The sequence below is a fragment of the Ruegeria sp. BB9 genome (assembly GCF_056539345.1).
Window position 1 is genome coordinate 358,799 of sequence record NZ_JBQFUU010000002.1, and the last position, 16,635, is coordinate 375,433.

Sequence of the window (16,635 nt, forward strand, 5' to 3'; positions counted from 1 at the left end):
GGAAAACTATTCGAGTTCACATGTCCAAAAGATAGCGATTTTTTCGAATTTGTCTGCATTCCGGGCTCCGATGGAGGCGCATCGTGCTCCAACCCTTGACTTCCCGACCCGATCGCGGTGTATCGGCGCGACGAATTCAGCGCCCGAAGGGATATCATCCATGCACGCCTATCGCAGCCACACCTGCGCCGATCTGACCGCCGCAAATGTCGGTGAAACCGTCCGCCTGTCGGGTTGGGTTCATCGGGTGCGAGATCACGGCGGCGTGCTGTTCATCGACCTGCGCGACCACTATGGCGTGACCCAGGTTCTGTGCGACGGCGACAGCGCCGCGTTCAGCGCGTTGGAGAAAGTGCGCTCGGAATGGTGCATCCGCATCGACGGCACGGTCAAGGCGCGCGACCCCGAATTGGTAAACCCCAAGCTGCCCACCGGCGAGATCGAGGTTTATGTCCGCGAACTGGAAGTGCTGGGCGCGGCCGAGGAGCTGCCGCTGATGGTGTTCGGCGACCAGGAATACCCAGAAGAAACCCGCCTGCGCTATCGCTACCTGGACCTGCGTCGCGAGGTGATGCAGCGCAACATGGCACTGCGCTCGGACGTGGTGGCCAGCATGCGCCGCCGCATGTGGGATCAGGGCTTCCGCGAATATCAGACGCCGATTATCACCGCCTCGAGCCCCGAGGGCGCGCGCGACTTTCTGGTGCCCTCGCGCCTGCATCCGGGCAAATTCTATGCGTTGCCGCAGGCGCCGCAGCAGTTCAAACAGCTGATCATGGTGTCGGGCTTCGACAAGTATTTCCAGATCGCGCCCTGCTTCCGCGACGAAGACCCGCGCGCCGACCGGTCGCCCACCGATTTCTACCAGCTGGACTTGGAGATGAGCTTCGTCACCCAGCAGGACGTGTTCGACACGATCCAGCCAGTTCTGACAGGGATCTTTGAAGAATTCGGCGGTGGCCGGAAGGTTGATCAGGAATGGCCGCAGATCTCCTACAAGGACGCGGCGCTGTGGTATGGCACCGACAAGCCCGATCTGCGTAACCCGATCAAGATGCAGGTGGTGTCGGAACACTTCCGCGGGTCCGGTTTCGCGATCTTTGCCAAACTGCTGGAACAGGAAGGCACCGAGATCCGCGCGATCCCCGCGCCGGGTGGCGGCAGCCGCAAGTTCTGCGACCGCATGAACGCCTTTGCCCAGAAAGAAGGTCTGCCCGGCATGGGCTATATCTTCTGGCGCGATCAGGGTGAGGGGATGGAAGCCGCCGGCCCGCTGGCCAAAAACATCGGCCCCGAACGCACCGAGGCAATTCGCCAGCAGCTGGGCCTTGGGGTCGGTGACGCGGCGTTCTTCCTGGGTGGTAAGCCCAAAGCCTTTGAAAAAGTCGCCGGCAAGGCGCGCGACGTTATCGGCGAGGAACTGGGCCTAACCGACAAGGACCGGTTCGCCTTTGCCTGGATCGTGGATTTCCCGATCTACGAGAAGGACGAGGAAACCGGCGAGATCGATTTCGAGCACAACCCGTTCTCGATGCCGCAGGGTGGCATGGAGGCGCTGCAGGGCGACCCGCTTGAGGTCAAGGGTTATCAGTACGACCTGGCCTGCAACGGTTACGAGCTGGTGTCGGGTGCGATCCGGAACCACAAGCCCGAGATCATGCTCAAAGCGTTCGAGCTTGCCGGTTATGGCGAGGACGAGGTCAAGAGCCGCTTTGGCGCACTGTTCAACGCGTTCCACTATGGCGCTCCGCCGCACGGGGGCTGCGCCGCCGGCATCGACCGGATCGTTATGCTGCTTGCGGACGAGGCCAACATCCGCGAGGTTATGATGTTCCCGATGAACCAGCGCGCCGAAGATCTGATGATGCAAGCGCCGTCGGACCCGACTTCGGATCAGCTGATGGAACTGGGCCTGCGGGTCATCCCTCAGGAATGAGCCAAGGACCGTACCCAGAGTGTGAAAAACCTTTGGGTGCGGTCGAAACTACGGCGACGGCGCGAAGCGATCTTTCTGCCAAGTGCTTCAGTGCGTATGTGGGCCCGCGTTTTCCAAGTGGCTAAAACCCTGGAACTTGAATTCAGTCCAGCCAGTTCGGCTGTTTTTTGCGGTTAGCGCGAATGGTCCGTACGGATCTGCGGGTGTGCCAATACCACCAAGCGCAGAGCATGGCTGTTGTCACAAAATAGGCCAACGTCATTCAGATCGCCTTTCGTCTTCCAAGACGGCTTTGGACAAGACCGGCAACGCGCGCAGCCAAGGCTGTTACCGGAGCGCCCGTGGCGCGCGAGGATGCGAGGTCATGGGCCGCCTGCTCCAGAACCGTGTCCTCGGCATCTCGGGCAACACCGCGCAGGAAATGGGCGGCATAGTCCAGAGTGCGTGAATCCGCAGGCCCGGTCAGAACATCTGCGATATGCGCCATGTCATCCTGATAAGCCAGCGGATCGGGGCAGATCTGTTCGTCTTTGACGGATTGGAGTGTACCCGGGCGACGGTCTTCGGGGAGGTTCTCCAGGATGGCCCTTTGGAAGCTGATCAGCGAATTCAACGGTTTCGCCAGAAAACCATCGGCCCCGGCTTGCAAGGCAAGCGTTTCGGCGCAGTCGTCGCCGGACATACCAAGGATGACGCTGATACGTGGAGAAACCGCGTTAAGTTCCGCGATCAGGTCTGCGCCGGAGCCGTCCGGCAGGCCCATGTCCACTACGATCACCGACGGGCGATAGATCTGAAGGTGCCTGCGCGCAGACCTCAGGCAATCGGCCCGGCGAATGCGGGCGCCGCTGTGCAGGCACATCAGTCGCATCGCATCACAGGCATAACGACTGTCCTCGACAACCAGAATGGTTTGACCCAGCAAAGGCCGAGTGGCGCTGGGGGCGACGGCGGATGGGGCGAACGGCACCGAATCGTCCATGGCAGAACTCCTTTCAGCAGATGCCCCACGCTAGGAACTCCTGGCTAACACAGGGTTAACGCGCGTTTTGGCGCACTTGCCCTTTGACAGGGCAGCCCCCATAAACGCTGCAACGCAGAACAGAGGAGACTGCCATGATTGGCCGCTTGAACCATGTCGCCATCGCCGTGCCCGACCTCGAGGCCGCATCCGCCCAATACCGCAACGCGCTGGGCGCCAACGTTGGTAAACCTCAGGATGAACCGGATCATGGCGTGACGGTGGTCTTCATCGAACTGCCCAATACCAAGATCGAGCTGCTGTACCCGCTGGGCGACGACAGCCCGATCAACGGCTTCCTGGAAAAGAACCCGGCGGGTGGCATCCACCATGTCTGTTATGAGGTCGAGGACATCATCGCCGCACGGGATCACCTGAAGGCGACCGGTGCCCGCGTTCTCGGAACCGGAGAACCCAAAATCGGCGCGCACGGCAAGCCTGTGCTGTTTTTGCACCCCAAGGATTTCAACGGGTGCCTTGTGGAGCTGGAGCAAGTCTGAGCCGGGCTGAGGAGACGTCGAAATGACAATCACTGCTGCGCTGGTATTGTTCGCCGTGATCTGGTTCATGACCTTGTTGGTCGTGCTGCCGGTCCGCATCAAGACGCAAGGCGATCTGGGTGACATCGTGCCGGGGACGCATGCGGGCGCTCCGGAAGTTCACCACATGAAGAAAAAGATCTGGATCACCACCGGTATTTCCATCGTTTTGTGGGCGGTGATCGCAGGGATCATTGTTTCTGGCGTAATCTCAGTTCGTGATTTTGACTGGTTGAACCAGATGGAACCGCGCGAGTAATCAGCGCTCAGCCTGTCGCGACAGCCCATGAAAGATATGCGTGAACGTTGCGGCTCCGATGATCGGAATGACAAGGTTTACCAGCGGGATCGACAGGGGGATGGCCATCAAGGTTCCGGCGACCCAGATCGTCCCGGCATGGCGTGCCCGCAACGCCCGCGCACCGTCGCGCCCGATCCGGCGCATGGCCGCCAGCGTGAAATACTCCCGACCCAGCAAAAACCCGTTCATTCCCCAAAAGATGAACGGAGCGAGGGGTGTGAACAGCGCGTAGAGGACCAGCGCCATTACGTTGGCCACAATCAAAACGCCCAAGAATCCCAACGAGTCCAACAGCGCATCCCAGATCGGGACGGACGGAACAGGGGGTAGGTTCGGATAATGCCGGTCTTCAACGGCCTGTGCGACCTCATCCAGAAACATCGAGGTGATGGCTGACGCCACCGGCACCATCAGAAAGACCGGCAGGATCAGGACCAGAAAGATCCCTGAATAGTTCAGAACGTCGTTCAGCCACGGGACGTCGCCGACAAATGGCAGCGAGATCTCCTGACCAGCAAGGGCGTTGATGCCCCAAATCGCCAGCACACAGGCAACAACAAGCAGCACAATCGTCAGGCCGACACCGCGCAGAAGCACCGATCGGAAACGGGCATCTCCGAGCTGCCCCAAGGCAGCGAAGAACGCGTTGAGGATAATCATTCCGTCACCCACTCAGTGATCGCGGCTACGTCCGGGCGAGGCCGTTCGGGCGGCGTGGCCCCTTCGGTTGCGATGTGAATCAGTCCGGCAATGCGTTCATTGTCGGCCAGGCCCAAACCGCGTTCGCAGAATTCGCGGTCGTGCGACTGCCAACCTGAAAGCCAATTGGCACCCCAACCCGCTGCAAGGGCTGCGTTGAGCAGTGCAAGGCAGACCGCCCCGGCCGAGTAGGTTTGTTCGATTTCAGGAATTTTCGGCGACGGTTTTTGCACTTCGATGACGGCAACAGCGAGATGCCCCATATCGAATTGACTACGGGCCTTGGCGATGTCTTCGGGGTTTTTTCCCAGCGCAACGCCTCGCTCCTCGGTCAGATCGGCCAATCGCGGCATTGCGCCTTTTTCGATGACGATGAACCGCCAAGGTTCCAACTTGCCATGATCGGGGCTGCGAGCGGCTGCGGTCAGCAACGGGATCAATTCGTCGCGGGTCGGCGCCGGGGCCATCAACGTCTTGGCGGGCCGCGACCTGCGCGACTGCAGGAACTCGAACGCAGCCGGGTTTTTCAGCGTCATATGTTAAATTCCTTTACATGGTTCTGTCGTATCTCGGGCAGACACGCGCCGGTTTCAAGGGCAAGATGCAAAACTGTTGGATATTGTGCCGCCCGGCACGGTCCAAATGCGGAAGAGAATGTGATGACAAAACCGAAACTGCGAAACCTGCCGGACCTTGCGCATCTGGCGCGACCCGGGCAATCGATTCCCGTGCGGGTGACTCCCAAAGCTGCGCAGGACCGGATTTCTTTCGACGGGGCGACAGTGCACATCGCTGTCACCGCCGTGCCCGAGGATGGAAAGGCGAACCAAGCCGTGGTCAAGCTGCTGGCTCGGGCCATGGGTGCCTCACCGTCGGCTTTGACGCTGAAAAAAGGCCATACAGGGCGCGACAAGGTCTTTGTCTACGATCCCTAGGCCGGTGTCTCCCTGATCTGGTAGACCCCTTCGGGCAGATCCAGAGCGGCGGCAAGATCGCGCACCTGTTCGGGCGAAAGGGTGATTTTCTGCATCTGGTCCGTTCGGGGGTCCAACTGCTCGAGCGTTACGCACTCGGCGAAACTGTTGATCACCACGTCTTCTTGCAAAGGCTCCGGGCCTTCGTCCACTAGGGTAATGACTGTCGAGTCGAATTCATGCTCAATCGAAAACATGTACCCAGACTGCCCAGCCTGCGATCGCAATGCAACCCGCTGATTGGGTTTCGGGCTGTGGTCAGGGGGGCCACATCGCGCTAAGCTTTCCTGCCGGCACGAACAGAAAGGATCCGGAATGCACCGCCTCAGGTTTTTGCTGGTCTTGGTTGTGTCCGCGTGCACTGCAGGCGGGTTCATTGCGGTTGATGATTGGTCACCGTCCTCGCCCGAACTGCGCGACTCGGCACTGACGTTTCAGCAGGTCAGCGGGTCGGTCGGGGCCGCCGCGCAAAAAGTCTGTCAGCGCGAGACACGGGGGCAGAACTGCGATTTCGGCATTCTGATCGACACGGATCCGTTTGCCGAGCCAAATGCGTTCCAGACGTTGGACAAGGATGGGCGCCCGTTCATCATTTTTACGCAGGAAATGGTCAAGTCTACGCAGAACGCTGACGAGATGGCGTTTGTGATGGGGCACGAGGCGGCGCATCACATCCTGGGCCACATCGCCCGGCAGGTAAAAAACGCCAAGGAAGGGGCTCGAATTTTTGGAGAACTGGCTGAGGCGCAAGGCGAGGACGCGGCCGGAATTGAACGTGCCCAGAAGCTGGGTGCCGAGGTCGGAGTTCAGAGCTATACGAAAGAATTCGAGCTGGAAGCGGACAGGATGGGAACTTTGATCACCTACTCGGCCGGGTACAACCCGCTGGTCGGCATGGCCTATTTCAGCCGGATTCCCGATCCGGGTGACCGCTTTCTGGCGTCTCATCCGCCCAATGCCAAGCGCATCGAAGTTGTTCTGGAAACAGCCGCCCAGCTAGGCCTGACCCGATGACCCAGATCCAACGGATGGGGGTCGTTCTGACGGACCGAGGCTCGAAATACGCGGTGAGTGGTGCGCCCGTCAGGTCGCGGGATGAGGTCGATGCGGTGTTGCGCGACCTTAAATCGGACAAGGCATATGCCAAGGCGACCCATAACACGTGGGCCGCGATTTTGCCGACCGGTGCTCTCAAGGCCGATGATGGCGAAACTGGTGCGGGGATGGTCATATTGCGTATGTTGGAACGCGCCGGTGTGCAGGATCACCTGGTCATTGTGACCCGGTGGTATGGCGGCAAAAAACTGGGCGGCGATCGTTTCAGGCGGGTCCAGGACGCCACACGGGCCTACCTGGACGACCTGGGGGTCGTCTCTTGACCTGAATCAAGGGCGCCGTCGGGTTATAGCGCTAGGGTTCTTTTCAGCGAGACAGCGAAAGGAACTCGGATGTCCAGACGCGAAGAACTGCGCCGCCACGCCGCTTTGGTGGATCGAATGGCCCTGAAACTGGGCGTTGACCTACAGGAGGCCGCAATTGGCGGTTCGGTTTCGATCGACGAAATCACCGACGCGGTGCTGCGCTGTACAGGCTGTTCGAACCCCGATCACTGCGACCGTGCGCTGGCGCTTCAAAGCAGCGACGGACCACCACCGGAGTATTGCCGAAACCAGGAATTGCTGGCCAGGCTTGCACCCTAGAGCGGACGTGCAGAACCATGAACGTGCTTGGCCAGACCATGAAGCATGTACGCCTTGTTCTGCGGATGGGGCAGGCGACCGGCGTTGACCTTGTAGATGCCCATCGCACGGGTCGGCTCAGTCCCGACGAATGGGCCCGCATGGTGGGACGGTGCCGGGGCTGCGAGTGGGCTTGCGACTGTAGCGATTGGCAGACGCACCGAGGTGGCAGGTTTGAGGCCCCAGAGACATGTCCGAACCGGAACCGATTCGCCAAACTTAAGACGCTGCAGAATCAGGAAAAACAATGAAACATGTGCGACTCGGAGACATAGAAAAACACTTCTGGCTGACGCGGTCGGTTGCGCGCTGCATGGAAATCTCGCTGTCTGAAGCTATCGCCGAAGGGCGGCTGACCGCGCAGGGATACAGCGAAATGGTGACCCGTTGTCGAGCCGCTGACTGCAGCGAAAGATGTGCTGTCTGGCTTGCGTGCCAACAGAGCAGGGCGACCGCCGCCCCGGAGTTTTGCGCCAATGCCAAAGCTTTGAATGCGCTGACCTGATTAGCCTATAGCTTGGAATGGCTCCCGTCGCACAGCGGCGGTTTAGCGGTTTGCTTGCATCCGCAGAAGAAGACCTTCTTGCTTGATTCCGCTACATATTTTACCGGCTCGATCCCGGTTTCCTTGTGCGAGCCGTCGCAGAATGGCTGACGTTTGGAGCGTCCGCAAGCGCACCAGAAGTAGCTTTTGCCCTCAGTCACTTCGATGGGGTAGGGTGATTTCTGGGCGATTTGAGATCCTTTTGGCATTCTGGCGCTCCGGCTGTTGAAAGGGACATCCGAGAGCTTAGCCCAATGCAGAGAAATGTGTAGTTCGCGCGTCCCGGTTCTGCGGTGTCACGTCGTGATGCAAGCGTGGATTCGCCTCTGATCACACGGATGTGACCGTATCTGTTGCCAGAAAGCCGAACTGCCCGTATCCTTAACCTGGCCCCGAAAAGTTGGGCAATATCAGAAAAGTATTAAAGGATTGATGGACATGAAACTGAAATTCGCTGCCGCCGGCGCCTTTGTTTTGATCCTGACTGCTTGCTCGCAGCAGGAAGAGCCCACCCCGGTTTACGTTCAGCCAAGCTATGACAAATATGGCTCGCCCAGCTGTTCGGCAGGCTATGAACTGGCCACCACCGAGGCCGGCCAGACCGTGTGTAACCCGGTCACTCAATAAGCTTTTAGCAGACGGTCCCGATTTGGGGGCCGTCTGCCTTCTTCCGCCGGATGGCGGTTCAGCGCACCAGCTTCCCCCACAGATCGTATTCACCAGCCTCGTCGACCTGAACAAGGACGATGTCGCCGGGTTTCAGATTCTCATGACCGTCGTCGATGAACAGGTTGCCGTCGATCTCGGGCGCGTCTGACTTGGTGCGGCAGGTGGCGGCCTCAGCATCCACCTCATCCACGATCACTTGGATCCTCTGACCCACTTTCGACGCCAGTTTTGCTTCGGAAATCGCCTGGGCCTTTTGCATGAAACGCTCCCAGCGCTCTTGCTTGATCTCATCCGGGACGTGATCCGGCAAGTCGTTCGAGCGGGCCCCTTCAACGTTTTCGTATTGGAAGCACCCGACGCGATCCAACTGCGCCTCGTCCATCCAATCCAGCAGGGTCTGAAACTCGGCCTCGGTCTCCCCGGGGTAGCCGACAATGAAGGTAGATCGCAGCGTGATGTCGGGGCAGATCGCGCGCCAGGCGGCGATCTCGTCCAGTGTCTTGGCGCCGGCTGCCGGTCGCGCCATTCGTTTCAGAACGTCCGGGTGCGCGTGCTGGAACGGGATGTCCAGGTAGGGCAAAAGGTTGCTGCCTGCATCTGCCATCAGCGGGATCAACTCGCGCACATGTGGATAGGGGTAGACGTAGTGCAGCCGTATCCACGCATCCAGTTGGCCCAGTTCACGGGCCAGATCGGTAATGTGGCTGCGCACCTCCCGGTCTTTCCAGGGGGTCACATCGTATTTGCGATCCAGGCCAAAGGCCGAGGTGTCCTGGCTGATCACCAGCAATTCGCGTACACCGCTGTCGACCAGTTTTTCAGCCTCGCGCAGAACGGCGTGGGCCGGCCGGCTGGCCAGTTTTCCGCGCATATCCGGGATGATGCAGAACTTGCACTTGTGATTACAGCCTTCGGAAATCTTGAGATAGCTGTAGTGGCGCGGGGTCAGCTTCACGCCCGAAGCCGGCAACAGATCCACATACGGATTGGGATCAGGCGGAACGGCGGCGTGAACGGCATCCAGCACCTGTTCATACTGGTGCGGCCCGGTCACGGCCAGGATACGGGGGTGATGTTCGCGGATGTAGTCCGGTTCCGCGCCCAGGCACCCGGTCACGATGACCTTGCCATTTTCCACCAGCGCCTCGCCGATTGCTTCGAGGCTTTCGGCCTTGGCACTGTCCAGAAACCCGCAGGTGTTCACGATCACGGCATCCGCACCTGAATAGTCGGGCGAGATCCCGTATCCTTCGGCGCGCAGGCGCGTCAGGATGCGCTCGCTGTCGACCAGTGCCTTGGGACACCCCAAGGACACCATTCCGATGGTGGGATGGCCGCTGCGCGGTGCGTCGGTGATCCGGGCTGCGGGTGCCAGATCGGGGCGTAGGTTTGGCGGGTTGGTGCTCATTGCGCGGCATATAGTGGGGAAATCTTCCCCTTGCAAATCCTTCGCACGCAAGGAACATCGAAGATGAGGCTAAAAGCCGGCAAGGCAGAGAGCAAATCATGAAGTGGCTGATACGCATTCTATTCATTCTGGTTGCGGTCGCGGGGCTGGTGATCGGGGCGTTGCTATTGATGCCCGGCGACAAGCTGGGCAAGATCCTCGCCGAACAGGTCAAGGCGCAGACCGGACGTGAGCTGACGTTGTCCGGCGATGTCCGCCTATCCTTTTGGCCGGTTCTGGGAATGGAAACCGGGCCGGTTACTTTTGGGAACGCGCCCTGGGCCAGCTCCGAACCGATGCTGAGCGCGCAAAGCCTGGCAGTTGGCGTCGATGCCTCAGCGCTGCTGGCGGGGGATGTGCGTATCCGGCGCGTCGTGGCTGAGGATCCCGTCTTGCGGCTGGAACTGTCACAAGGGCGGGGCAACTGGGAAATGACGGCGCCGCAAACCGGAGCGTCAAACACGGGCTCTGGCAATGCAAATGTACCCGCACCCAACTCTGCGGCGCCGGCCGAAACAGGAACCGTGACCCTGGACCGATTGGAGCTCAGCAACGCGCGTCTGGTTTATGTGGAAAACGGTGACCCTCAGATGGATTTTTCCGGGGTCGATCTGAAGGCCAATTGGCCCGATGTCACTGCGCCGATGAAGATGAGCGCATCAATGCCGGTGCCCGGTGGCGCGGTTGAGGTTGATTTGGAAATTCCTGATTTGCCTGCATTTTCCAGTGGCGCGGTGACGCCATTGGTTCTTGGCCTGACAGCGCCGGGCGGAGAGATCAGCTTTGACGGACGCGTCAACCTGGCCGGTGAAATGGACGGCAAAACTCATGTCCGGACCACAAACACCGACGCGATGCTGGCCGCTTTTGGTCAGGGCGGGGTGTCAGTCCCCATGGGACTTGGACGGGTCGCGGATGTGTCCGGCCAGATGACCTACACCAAGGATGGGCGCATTTCCTTGCGGGATATGCGCGCCGTTCTAGATCAGAACAGTTTTGACGGTGCCGCAGATATTGTTATCGCAAACCCACCAAAGATTAGTGCGCGGCTGAGTACCGGTGACCTTGACCTGACGCAGGCAACAGCCGGCAGCGCGCCCAGCAGCGGCGGCGGCACGGGCGGAGGGAAACAGGCGCCCGAAGGCTGGTCCCAGGCGCCGATCGACGCGTCACCCCTTTCGTTGGCAAATGGAACTATCCGGTTGAAAGCCAATTCGATTGCCATTCCTGATATGACCTTTGGTCCCAGCGATCTGAGCCTCAGCCTGGATCGGTCGCGTGCGGTTCTGAAAATGGAACCGGCCACGCTGTTTTCCGGAAAGCTGACCGGAGAAGTCGTGGCCAACAATAGAAACGGACTGTCGGTCGGGGGCAACCTGACCGCCACCGGTATCGACCTCAAACAGGCTTTGACCACCTTGGGCGGTGTCGAACGGCTGTCCGGTATTGCGTCCGGAACGTTGCAATTTCTGGGGGTGGGGCAAACCGAAGCGCAGATCATGCGCTCACTCAGCGGCAAGGGCAGCCTGGACGTCGGCAAGGGGGTGATCGCCGGGTTTGATCTGGATCGTTTGATGGGGCGCGGCGAAGGCAGTGGAGGAACCACCGTCTTTAACAGCCTCACTGCCACCTACACGATTCAGGACGGCAACCTGACGAACAACGATCTTCTGATGCAGCTTGACAATTTCCGTGCCGATGGCGCGGGCCGTGTCGGGCTGGGTGCGCGCGATATCGACTATGTGTTCACACCGGTCGCGCTGCGGGCAAACGGGGGCAATGGCATTGCCGTGCCTGTGCGGATCAAGGGGCCGTGGAGTGATCCGTCGATCAAGCCCGACCTGAGCAAGGTGATTGAAGCTGCGACGGAAGAGAAGCTCAAGGAACTGGAGCAGGACGCGAAGGACAAGGCGCTGAAGAAGGCCGGAGAGGAGTTGAATACAACCATCTCCGACAGCGAACAGGTCGAAGATGCACTGAAGCAAAAGCTTGAAGATGAGGCCAAAAAGGGCTTGCTGAAACTGCTCGGACGGGATTGAGAAAGGGGCGCCTCAGCGCCCCTTTTTTTGCTCAGATCGTCTGGTCGTAGTCGCCCACACCCGGTTCGGTGCGGATCACGGCATCGATATCGGCGAAAATTGCCCGCATCTCATCTTCGCTCTCGCTGCTTTCGCAGACCACCACTAGGTTGGGCGTGTTCGAAGATGCCCGGACCAGGCCCCAACTGCCATTGTCGAGGATGACGCGGGCACCATTGACCGTCACGACTTCCTTGATCGGCCGGCCGGCCAATGTTTCACCCGCCTCTGCCTTGGCAACGAGCTTGTCCACCAAGCGGGCGAGAATGTCATATTTTTCGGTATCGGCAGCATAGGGCGACATGGTCGGGGTCGACCATGTCTTGGGCAGGGCGCGACGCAGATCGGACATGCTCTGTCCCGGATTGCGGTCCATCAGTTTGCAGATTTCCACCGCGACCCGCATTCCGCAGTCGTATCCACGCCCGATTGGCTCGGCCAGAAAGTAATGGCCCGACTTTTCGAACCCGGCCAACGCGCCGATTTCCTTCACGCGCCGTTTCATGTGGCTGTGGCCGGTTTTCCAGTAATCCGCCTTGACGCCATGGGCCTGCAGTTCGGGATCGCTTGCAAACAGGCCGGTCGATTTAACGTCGGCCACGAAGGTCGCGCCGGGATGCAGCTTGGCCAAATCGCGGGCCATGATGACACCGACCTTGTCGGCAAAGATCTCCTCGCCCTCGTCATCGACCACACCGCAGCGATCGCCGTCTCCGTCAAACCCAAGCGCGAGGTCCGCCCCGCTGGCTTTGACGGCGTCTGCCATGTCGTGCAACATCTCCATCGCTTCGGGGTTCGGGTTGTAGTTGGGGAAGGTGTAATCCAACCGGTTGTGGCTGGGTACGACCTCGACGCCGATCCGCTCAAAGATCTCGGGGGCAAAGGCAGATGCGGTGCCGTTCCCTGTCGCGCACACCACCTTGAGGGGGCGCGACATTTTGAAATCACCGACCAGATCGTCGATATAGGCCTCTTTCACGCCGTCCACGAATTCATAGGACCCGCCGGGGCGTGCCACGCCTTCGCCGTTCAGCACGATGTCGCGCAGCTCGGCCATTTCGTCAGGGCCGTGGGTCAGAGGGCGGTCAAAGCCCATCTTGACCCCGGTCCAGCCGTTGGGGTTGTGGCTGGCCGTCACCATGGCGACTGCAGGAACATCCAGGTAGAATTGGGCGAAATACGCCATCGGGCTGAGCGCCGGGCCAATATCCTTGACCTGGATGCCGGCCTGCATGAGGCCCAGAATCAACGCATTCTTGATCGCCAGAGAATAGTCGCGGTAGTCGTTGCCGACCGCGATCACCGGCTCGATCCCACGCTTGTGCATCTGAGTTCCCAAACCAAGACCAAGAGCCGTCATCCCCGGCAGGTTGATCTCGTCCGGGTATTTCCAGCGGGCATCGTATTCACGAAACCCGGTGGGTTTGATCATCGCATCGCGCAGAAAGCTCCAGGTGTTCGGGGTCACCTCGGGGATTGGTTTGGTCATGGAAAATCTCGATCGTTAAATCTGAACTGGGTTGGCCTTGGCCAGGGCATCGAAACGCATCAATGTGTCAATCAGTTGGCCCATTTGGTCCAACGGGATCATATTCGGCCCATCAGACGGCGCCGTGTCCGGATCCTGATGCGTTTCAATGAATACGGCACCGACGCCCAGGGCCACGGCCGCGCGGGCCATTACCGGTGCAAATTCCCGCTGCCCGCCGGACGAGCCGCCTCGGCCACCGGGCTGTTGAACGGAATGGGTTGCATCCATGACAACCGGATACCCGGTTTGCGCCATTTGCGGCAGGGATCGCATGTCGGCGACAAGCGTATTGTAGCCAAACGAGGTTCCGCGCTCGGTCAGCAGGATGTTGTGGTTGCCCGTGCTTTCGATCTTTTCGACGATGTTTGGCATTTCCCAAGGGGCCAGGAACTGACCCTTCTTGACGTTGACGGCCTTGCCTGTTTCTCCGGCTGCCAGCAGCATGTCTGTCTGGCGGCACAGGAAGGCCGGGATTTGCAGGATATCCACTGCTTCGGCCGCGATGGCACATTGCGCTTCAGTGTGGACATCCGTCAGGACCGGAATACCCATCGTTTTGCGAATGTCATCCAGCACCTTCAGCCCGGCCTCGATCCCCATGCCGCGTTTCCCGGACAGGGACGTACGGTTGGCTTTGTCATATGAGGCCTTGAACACATACTGTGCCCCCGCGGCTTCACAGGCTTCTTTCATCCTTCCCGCGATCATCTGTGCGTGATCCGCCGTTTCAAGCTGGCAAGGGCCCGCGATGATGGTCAGCGGAAGGTCGTTGCCAACGGTGACGTTGGCTATTTTTACATGTTTCATGAGCTCTACGAGGATACCTGTTCACGAAGGACTGACGTAGTCAGCGAAATCATCAGGTAGATACCAGCAAACAACAGGAAAGCCAAAATCGTATTTTCGAACTTTCGCGGATAGGTGGGCTCCTGACTGGCGACCGGGTTCACGGAAACGGTGAGGTATCGAACCTTGCGGTTGGCCTCGGTCCGGGCGGTTTCCATTTGCTGCATGGCCGATTGCAGCATCATGTCCCGTGCGGCCAGATCGGCCTGTGCCATCTGGATCCGAACGCTCAACCGCGCCAGCGAGTTTTCGCCGGCGGAGGCGTCCAGCATCTCGGCATTGAGCTCTTCGAGCACGGCCTCAAGCCGGTTGATATCGGCTTGGACGCCGTCGACCTTGGCTTTGTTCGGCCGAAGGTTGTCCAGCAACGCCGCCAGTTCCAATTCCTTGTCTTGAAGCTGTATCTCGATCTCGTTGATGCGGGCGCGCAGCCCGGCAATCACGTTTTCGGGGTCCAGAACGGCACCCTGCAACTGCAGTTCGATCAGCGCTTCCTGGGCTTTGCGCCGTTCTTCCTGAGCGTCCTCGAAGGACTGCAGAGCGTCCCGCATCTGATCTTCGCGCTTCAGCTCGGTGAGGCCGTTGATCTTTTCTTCGGCGTAGGAGATCAGCAGATTTGACAGGTCGACGGCAGTATCCGGGTCGGGTGCTGCTACCTCCATCCGGATGATGCCGTCGCTGGGGTCATAGCCGATTGTGACCATACGCTTGTACAGTTTGAACGCCTCTTCCAGCGTGGCGTCCTGAGGCAGTCTTTGAATCGGATCTATCCAGTCTTGCTTGAAAATCTCGGCAAATCCAGTGTCCCGTTCCAGACGGTTGAGCGCATCCTTGGATTCAAGGAACTCCTGGGTCGCGACCGAGTCCTGCGTGGTTGCGTATTGCGTCCCGGCCAAAAGCCCGCCGATCTCACCAGCGCCACCATCTGCCTGTAGAATGGAAAACGCGGACTCGCTGGCGTACATCGGAGTGGCTATGCGATAGAAATAATAGCCGACAATAATCGTGGGCAGCAGAACAAAGGCGAATAGACGGGCAAACAGACCAAACAACTTTCGTCTGCGCCGACGGGCGATGTCCTTCTGAATCTGGCCGATTTCGAATTCGCGCCGCTGTGCCGGGCTCCATTCGGGGCCGGGAAGGGTCTGTTGCTTTTCTTTCACCGTTTGCGGCAGCTGGATCGTGACCTTGTCTTTTGGCTGGTCTTCCGCATCCGCGGTATCGGAAGAACCCGCCGCAAAATCCAGAAGGTTGGAGCGCGGAAACGGATCGATCCCCTTTTTTCGTAGCAGACGCACGGCATCGTAGTCCGACGTCGCAGCCAGACCGTGTTTCTGCGCCATGCGTCGGGCTATGCGCAGCTGACGACCGGTCAACCCTTCTTTCTTGATGGCATCCAGCTCGGTTCCCGCAGGGGCTTCCTCGGCCGGCTGGGTAGCTTTGCGGATGCGCGAAATCGCCTCGGCACGCGCCTCGACCGTGCCTTCGGACTGCGAGGCATGGTTCGGGTCGTATTTTTTAACCTTGGGTTTGGTAGTCATATAGCTGCGTCGCCTCTTCCAAGGAGTCAAACATATGAAGCTGCCCATCCACAAGCACGGCGGCCTGGCGGGCGAATTTTTCGAGGGTTTTGGGATTGTGTGACACAATCACCAAAGTCGTGGTTCGCAAGCGTTCCTGCAGGATTGAACCTGCTTTTTTGTTGAATTCGACATCGGTGGTGGCAGGCATACCTTCGTCGATCAGGTACATGTCGAAATCCAGGGCCAGCATCAACGAAAATGTGAAACGGGCGCGCATGCCGGCTGAGTATGTCGCCAAGGGTTGGTTGAAATACTCGCCCAAGTCGCACATCCAGCTGCAGTAAGCCTCGACATAGTCGGGGTCCATTCCATAAATCTTGGCGATGTAACGGGCATTCTCGAGCGCGGACATCTTCTTGGAAACGCCGCCGGCAAAGCCCATGGGGAAAGACACCCGGCACTCTCGGCGGATAACGCCTTCGTCGGGCTTTTCGAGCCCGGCCATCATGTTTATAAGCGTGGTTTTTCCGGTGCCGTTCGGGGCCAGAACGCCAAGTGATTTTCCCAGTTCGACCCGGAACGAGACCCTGTCCAGGATCACCTTGCGGCGAGTCCCGGTCCAGAAGGACTTGCTGACATTCTCGAACTCAAGCATTCACGGCCTGCTCATGTTTTTGCTTTGGGTGCGCCCACCGGTGGCTGGCTGACGGCCGGGTGTTCTACCGCTCCATGTTGGCCACATTATGTCGAAATATGAAACAAATGTTCAATGTGCGTTCGAAACGCCT

At 59.4% G+C, this 16,635-nt stretch carries 21 protein-coding genes; 11 read left to right on the forward strand and 10 right to left on the reverse strand.

Features of this window, described 5'->3' with window-relative positions; translation table 11 throughout:
- The first annotated feature begins 160 nt into the window (after positions 1–160).
- Complete coding sequence (aspS, locus tag ACR0FC_RS09165; protein ID WP_170340041.1) at positions 161–1,936, forward strand: aspartate--tRNA ligase; 1,776 nt, start codon at positions 161–163, stop codon at positions 1,934–1,936.
- A gap of 262 nt (positions 1,937–2,198) precedes the next feature.
- Here the strand turns inward: aspS and ACR0FC_RS09170 are convergent, their stop codons facing one another.
- Positions 2,199–2,918 carry a response regulator gene (locus ACR0FC_RS09170; protein ID WP_170340043.1) on the reverse strand — a complete coding sequence of 240 codons (720 nt, stop codon included), beginning with the start codon at positions 2,916–2,918 and terminating at the stop codon, positions 2,199–2,201.
- A 134-nt stretch (positions 2,919–3,052) separates the two neighbouring features.
- On the opposite strand from ACR0FC_RS09170, the gene mce reads away from it, so the two are divergent.
- Together mce and ACR0FC_RS09180 are read left to right on the forward strand one after the other, a co-directional pair.
- Complete coding sequence (gene mce, locus ACR0FC_RS09175) at positions 3,053–3,457, forward strand: methylmalonyl-CoA epimerase (protein WP_170340045.1); 405 nt, start codon at positions 3,053–3,055, stop codon at positions 3,455–3,457.
- Positions 3,458–3,479: 22 nt separating this feature from the next.
- Positions 3,480–3,755 (forward strand): DUF1467 family protein, encoded by a 276-nt coding sequence (locus ACR0FC_RS09180; RefSeq protein ID WP_093964691.1) that lies wholly within the window; start codon positions 3,480–3,482, stop codon positions 3,753–3,755.
- Here ACR0FC_RS09180 and ACR0FC_RS09185 read toward each other — a convergent pair whose 3' ends face one another.
- Positions 3,756–4,457, reverse strand: coding sequence for an EI24 domain-containing protein (locus tag ACR0FC_RS09185; RefSeq protein ID WP_170340047.1), 702 nt, complete (start codon positions 4,455–4,457; stop codon positions 3,756–3,758).
- Positions 4,454–5,032 carry a nitroreductase family protein gene (locus ACR0FC_RS09190; protein ID WP_170340049.1) on the reverse strand — a complete coding sequence of 193 codons (579 nt, stop codon included), beginning with the start codon at positions 5,030–5,032 and terminating at the stop codon, positions 4,454–4,456. The genes ACR0FC_RS09185 and ACR0FC_RS09190 overlap by 4 nt, the downstream gene beginning before the upstream one ends.
- 123 nt (positions 5,033–5,155) lie before the next feature.
- On the opposite strand from ACR0FC_RS09190, the gene ACR0FC_RS09195 reads away from it, so the two are divergent.
- Entirely contained in the window at positions 5,156–5,431 is a 276-nt protein-coding gene (locus ACR0FC_RS09195) for a DUF167 domain-containing protein (protein ID WP_170340051.1), read from the forward strand.
- Here ACR0FC_RS09195 and ACR0FC_RS09200 read toward each other — a convergent pair.
- Positions 5,428–5,667, reverse strand: a complete 240-nt coding sequence (locus ACR0FC_RS09200; RefSeq protein ID WP_170340053.1) for a hypothetical protein — start codon at positions 5,665–5,667, stop codon at positions 5,428–5,430. The two genes, ACR0FC_RS09195 and ACR0FC_RS09200, sit on opposite strands and share 4 nt — an antisense overlap.
- Positions 5,668–5,785: 118 nt before the next feature.
- Between ACR0FC_RS09200 and ACR0FC_RS09205 the strand changes: the two genes are divergently transcribed.
- The 5 genes from ACR0FC_RS09205 (at position 5,786) to ACR0FC_RS09225 (ending at position 7,714) form a co-directional block, all read left to right on the forward strand.
- A complete protein-coding gene (locus ACR0FC_RS09205; RefSeq protein WP_170340056.1) occupies positions 5,786–6,484 on the forward strand; it encodes a M48 family metalloprotease in 699 nt (232 codons plus the stop codon).
- Entirely contained in the window at positions 6,481–6,849 is a 369-nt protein-coding gene (locus tag ACR0FC_RS09210; RefSeq protein WP_093964696.1) for a YigZ family protein, read from the forward strand. The genes ACR0FC_RS09205 and ACR0FC_RS09210 overlap by 4 nt, the downstream gene beginning before the upstream one ends.
- A gap of 69 nt (positions 6,850–6,918) precedes the next feature.
- Positions 6,919–7,170 carry a DUF6455 family protein gene (locus tag ACR0FC_RS09215; RefSeq protein WP_093964697.1) on the forward strand — a complete coding sequence of 84 codons (252 nt, stop codon included), beginning with the start codon at positions 6,919–6,921 and terminating at the stop codon, positions 7,168–7,170.
- Positions 7,171–7,187: 17 nt separating this feature from the next.
- Positions 7,188–7,460 (forward strand): DUF6455 family protein, encoded by a 273-nt coding sequence (locus ACR0FC_RS09220; RefSeq protein ID WP_093964698.1) that lies wholly within the window; start codon positions 7,188–7,190, stop codon positions 7,458–7,460.
- Positions 7,457–7,714 (forward strand): DUF6455 family protein, encoded by a 258-nt coding sequence (locus tag ACR0FC_RS09225; RefSeq protein WP_093964699.1) that lies wholly within the window; start codon positions 7,457–7,459, stop codon positions 7,712–7,714. The genes ACR0FC_RS09220 and ACR0FC_RS09225 overlap by 4 nt, the downstream gene beginning before the upstream one ends.
- Before the next feature lie 5 nt (positions 7,715–7,719).
- Here the strand turns inward: ACR0FC_RS09225 and ACR0FC_RS09230 are convergent, their stop codons facing one another.
- A complete protein-coding gene (locus ACR0FC_RS09230; RefSeq protein WP_170340058.1) occupies positions 7,720–7,962 on the reverse strand; it encodes a CDGSH iron-sulfur domain-containing protein in 243 nt (80 codons plus the stop codon).
- A 229-nt stretch (positions 7,963–8,191) separates the two neighbouring features.
- Between ACR0FC_RS09230 and ACR0FC_RS09235 the strand changes: the two genes are divergently transcribed.
- Positions 8,192–8,380, forward strand: coding sequence for a hypothetical protein (locus ACR0FC_RS09235; RefSeq protein WP_244952318.1), 189 nt, complete (start codon positions 8,192–8,194; stop codon positions 8,378–8,380).
- Between the two features lie 58 nt (positions 8,381–8,438).
- On the opposite strand, the gene rimO is transcribed toward ACR0FC_RS09235, so the two are convergent.
- Positions 8,439–9,830: a 30S ribosomal protein S12 methylthiotransferase RimO gene (gene rimO / locus ACR0FC_RS09240; protein ID WP_170340060.1), complete on the reverse strand. Its 1,392-nt coding sequence runs from the start codon at positions 9,828–9,830 to the stop codon at positions 8,439–8,441.
- Between the two features lie 98 nt (positions 9,831–9,928).
- Here rimO and ACR0FC_RS09245 point away from each other — a divergent pair, with 98 nt between their 5' ends.
- Positions 9,929–11,908: an AsmA family protein gene (locus tag ACR0FC_RS09245; protein ID WP_170340062.1), complete on the forward strand. Its 1,980-nt coding sequence runs from the start codon at positions 9,929–9,931 to the stop codon at positions 11,906–11,908.
- A 31-nt stretch (positions 11,909–11,939) separates the two neighbouring features.
- Here ACR0FC_RS09245 and ACR0FC_RS09250 read toward each other — a convergent pair whose 3' ends face one another.
- Genes ACR0FC_RS09250 through ACR0FC_RS09265 form a run of 4 tightly spaced genes read right to left on the reverse strand, consistent with a single transcriptional unit; the run spans position 11,940 to position 16,502 of the window.
- Positions 11,940–13,436, reverse strand: a complete 1,497-nt coding sequence (locus ACR0FC_RS09250) for a phosphomannomutase/phosphoglucomutase (RefSeq protein ID WP_170340064.1) — start codon at positions 13,434–13,436, stop codon at positions 11,940–11,942.
- Positions 13,437–13,451: 15 nt separating this feature from the next.
- Complete coding sequence (kdsA, locus tag ACR0FC_RS09255; RefSeq protein WP_170340066.1) at positions 13,452–14,285, reverse strand: 3-deoxy-8-phosphooctulonate synthase; 834 nt, start codon at positions 14,283–14,285, stop codon at positions 13,452–13,454.
- 5 nt (positions 14,286–14,290) lie between these two features.
- Positions 14,291–15,865, reverse strand: a complete 1,575-nt coding sequence (locus ACR0FC_RS09260) for a KpsE/RkpR family capsule polysaccharide export protein (RefSeq protein ID WP_170340068.1) — start codon at positions 15,863–15,865, stop codon at positions 14,291–14,293.
- Positions 15,843–16,502 carry an ABC transporter ATP-binding protein gene (locus tag ACR0FC_RS09265; RefSeq protein ID WP_093964707.1) on the reverse strand — a complete coding sequence of 220 codons (660 nt, stop codon included), beginning with the start codon at positions 16,500–16,502 and terminating at the stop codon, positions 15,843–15,845. Before ACR0FC_RS09265 ends, ACR0FC_RS09260 begins: the two co-directional genes overlap by 23 nt.
- Between the last annotated feature and the right edge of the window lie 133 nt (positions 16,503–16,635).

Coding starts and splice junctions, on each gene's coding strand:
- aspS (WP_170340041.1), top strand. CDS start 161: ATGCACGCCTATCGCAGCCACACCTGCGCCGATCTGACCGCCGCAAAT.
- ACR0FC_RS09170 (WP_170340043.1), bottom strand. CDS start 2,918: ATGGACGATTCGGTGCCGTTCGCCCCATCCGCCGTCGCCCCCAGCGCC.
- mce (WP_170340045.1), top strand. CDS start 3,053: ATGATTGGCCGCTTGAACCATGTCGCCATCGCCGTGCCCGACCTCGAG.
- ACR0FC_RS09180 (WP_093964691.1), top strand. CDS start 3,480: ATGACAATCACTGCTGCGCTGGTATTGTTCGCCGTGATCTGGTTCATG.
- ACR0FC_RS09185 (WP_170340047.1), bottom strand. CDS start 4,457: ATGATTATCCTCAACGCGTTCTTCGCTGCCTTGGGGCAGCTCGGAGAT.
- ACR0FC_RS09190 (WP_170340049.1), bottom strand. CDS start 5,032: ATGACGCTGAAAAACCCGGCTGCGTTCGAGTTCCTGCAGTCGCGCAGG.
- ACR0FC_RS09195 (WP_170340051.1), top strand. CDS start 5,156: ATGACAAAACCGAAACTGCGAAACCTGCCGGACCTTGCGCATCTGGCG.
- ACR0FC_RS09200 (WP_170340053.1), bottom strand. CDS start 5,667: ATGTTTTCGATTGAGCATGAATTCGACTCGACAGTCATTACCCTAGTG.
- ACR0FC_RS09205 (WP_170340056.1), top strand. CDS start 5,786: ATGCACCGCCTCAGGTTTTTGCTGGTCTTGGTTGTGTCCGCGTGCACT.
- ACR0FC_RS09210 (WP_093964696.1), top strand. CDS start 6,481: ATGACCCAGATCCAACGGATGGGGGTCGTTCTGACGGACCGAGGCTCG.
- ACR0FC_RS09215 (WP_093964697.1), top strand. CDS start 6,919: ATGTCCAGACGCGAAGAACTGCGCCGCCACGCCGCTTTGGTGGATCGA.
- ACR0FC_RS09220 (WP_093964698.1), top strand. CDS start 7,188: ATGAACGTGCTTGGCCAGACCATGAAGCATGTACGCCTTGTTCTGCGG.
- ACR0FC_RS09225 (WP_093964699.1), top strand. CDS start 7,457: ATGAAACATGTGCGACTCGGAGACATAGAAAAACACTTCTGGCTGACG.
- ACR0FC_RS09230 (WP_170340058.1), bottom strand. CDS start 7,962: ATGCCAAAAGGATCTCAAATCGCCCAGAAATCACCCTACCCCATCGAA.
- ACR0FC_RS09235 (WP_244952318.1), top strand. CDS start 8,192: ATGAAACTGAAATTCGCTGCCGCCGGCGCCTTTGTTTTGATCCTGACT.
- rimO (WP_170340060.1), bottom strand. CDS start 9,830: ATGAGCACCAACCCGCCAAACCTACGCCCCGATCTGGCACCCGCAGCC.
- ACR0FC_RS09245 (WP_170340062.1), top strand. CDS start 9,929: ATGAAGTGGCTGATACGCATTCTATTCATTCTGGTTGCGGTCGCGGGG.
- ACR0FC_RS09250 (WP_170340064.1), bottom strand. CDS start 13,436: ATGACCAAACCAATCCCCGAGGTGACCCCGAACACCTGGAGCTTTCTG.
- kdsA (WP_170340066.1), bottom strand. CDS start 14,285: ATGAAACATGTAAAAATAGCCAACGTCACCGTTGGCAACGACCTTCCG.
- ACR0FC_RS09260 (WP_170340068.1), bottom strand. CDS start 15,865: ATGACTACCAAACCCAAGGTTAAAAAATACGACCCGAACCATGCCTCG.
- ACR0FC_RS09265 (WP_093964707.1), bottom strand. CDS start 16,502: ATGCTTGAGTTCGAGAATGTCAGCAAGTCCTTCTGGACCGGGACTCGC.